The following is a 1,188-nucleotide window of genomic DNA, read 5'->3' as shown; positions in this document are numbered from 1 at the left end:
GTGCTGAGAAAGCCTCTAGATGGAAGGGTTCAGGATAATCTACGAAAGTGGAAAACAGGTGGATTCAGGAGAATTTCAGCTGACAGGCCATTTGGCGATGTCATTAAATCTCATCCGACGCCAGCACATGAAAAAAAGATAGCGCCACATCCGTCATTAAAGCCGCAAAATTTCATGAGGCAATTAGTGAGGGCAGTGCTTCCTTTAGGAGAGGGGATTATTCTCGATCCATTTATGGGGGGCGGCTCCACATTAGCAGCTGCAAACCATATAGGTTATGAGAGCATTGGAGTTGAAATAGACCGGGAGTTCTTTGATTTGGCGGAGAAAGCTATCCCCGCGCTATCAGCCCTTCCAAGCAAGGAAAATAACTAAACTAAATCCTTGTAAACCCAGCTTTCTCTGAGCTTCTTCAACCCTTCTTTGTGAAGGGTTGCTGTTCTGGTTCCTAATGCACCACGATCATTACGACGGAAGTCATTTTCATCAACGTGGCAAAGATATACCTCGGTAAATTTCATCGACTTTCTGTCTGAGGCCGGTTCAGTCTCATTATCTACATTGTAGACAAATACGCACATCCATTGAGATCTTGCCCCATGAGTATCGACGGCACCCCCATTTTTCCTGGTGGTTTTTATTTCAATGCCGTCTTCCCCTGAGGAGATACTGTCATTCGGATACTTGCCTCTAACAACTAGGTCTGGATGTCCATTGAAATGCTTGTTTTCAACAAGTGATCTTGAAAATTTAGCGAGGGAAGCTGTGATCATATCTGAAATGAGGCCAGACATAGCTGCTGGTCTCATCATGTCATCAAGCCTATGCAATCCTTTGTTTGATAGTAAATTGTTCACATCATGGAAGAAGTCATAAATATCTTCCATTGCGTGCTCAAAATCACTAATCCTTAGCGAATACGGCAGATCGAGCTCTGGGTTAAACCCCTGTCGATTAACTACTGACCTGTCTTGCATCTTAGTTCCTTGAATAAGATATAAAAGTTCGAAAGCTCTTTGTCATATCTTACCAAGAAGATCCTTGACGATCATTGTCGTTTGGGCGTAGCCTCTTGAAACGAAAAAACCGCCTGGGGAGGCGGTTTAATCGAAGGTTAAGTCAGTTGGGGAACTGCTTAACCAGGTAACTGGCTTGGTGGAGCGCAGATACCAAATACTGTCCTTCCAG

General features: G+C 44.1%; 2 protein-coding genes. One reads left to right on the top strand and one right to left on the bottom strand.

Going from position 1 to position 1,188, the window contains the following annotated elements; genetic code table 11:
• The coding region (locus ACFW48_RS38775; RefSeq protein ID WP_386323390.1) for a DNA methyltransferase at positions 1–375 on the top strand (375 nt) is incomplete at its 5' end.
• Here ACFW48_RS38775 and ACFW48_RS38770 read toward each other — a convergent pair.
• Positions 372–977 (bottom strand): hypothetical protein, encoded by a 606-nt coding sequence (locus tag ACFW48_RS38770; protein WP_069475750.1) that lies wholly within the window; start codon positions 975–977, stop codon positions 372–374. The genes ACFW48_RS38775 and ACFW48_RS38770 overlap by 4 nt on opposite strands.
• Positions 978–1,188 lie beyond the last annotated feature (211 nt).

Source organism: Streptomyces sp. NPDC058812, from assembly GCF_042744565.1.
Classification (GTDB): domain Bacteria; phylum Actinomycetota; class Actinomycetes; order Streptomycetales; family Streptomycetaceae; genus Streptomyces; species Streptomyces thinghirensis.
This window is presented reverse-complemented; position numbering and strand designations above follow the sequence as displayed.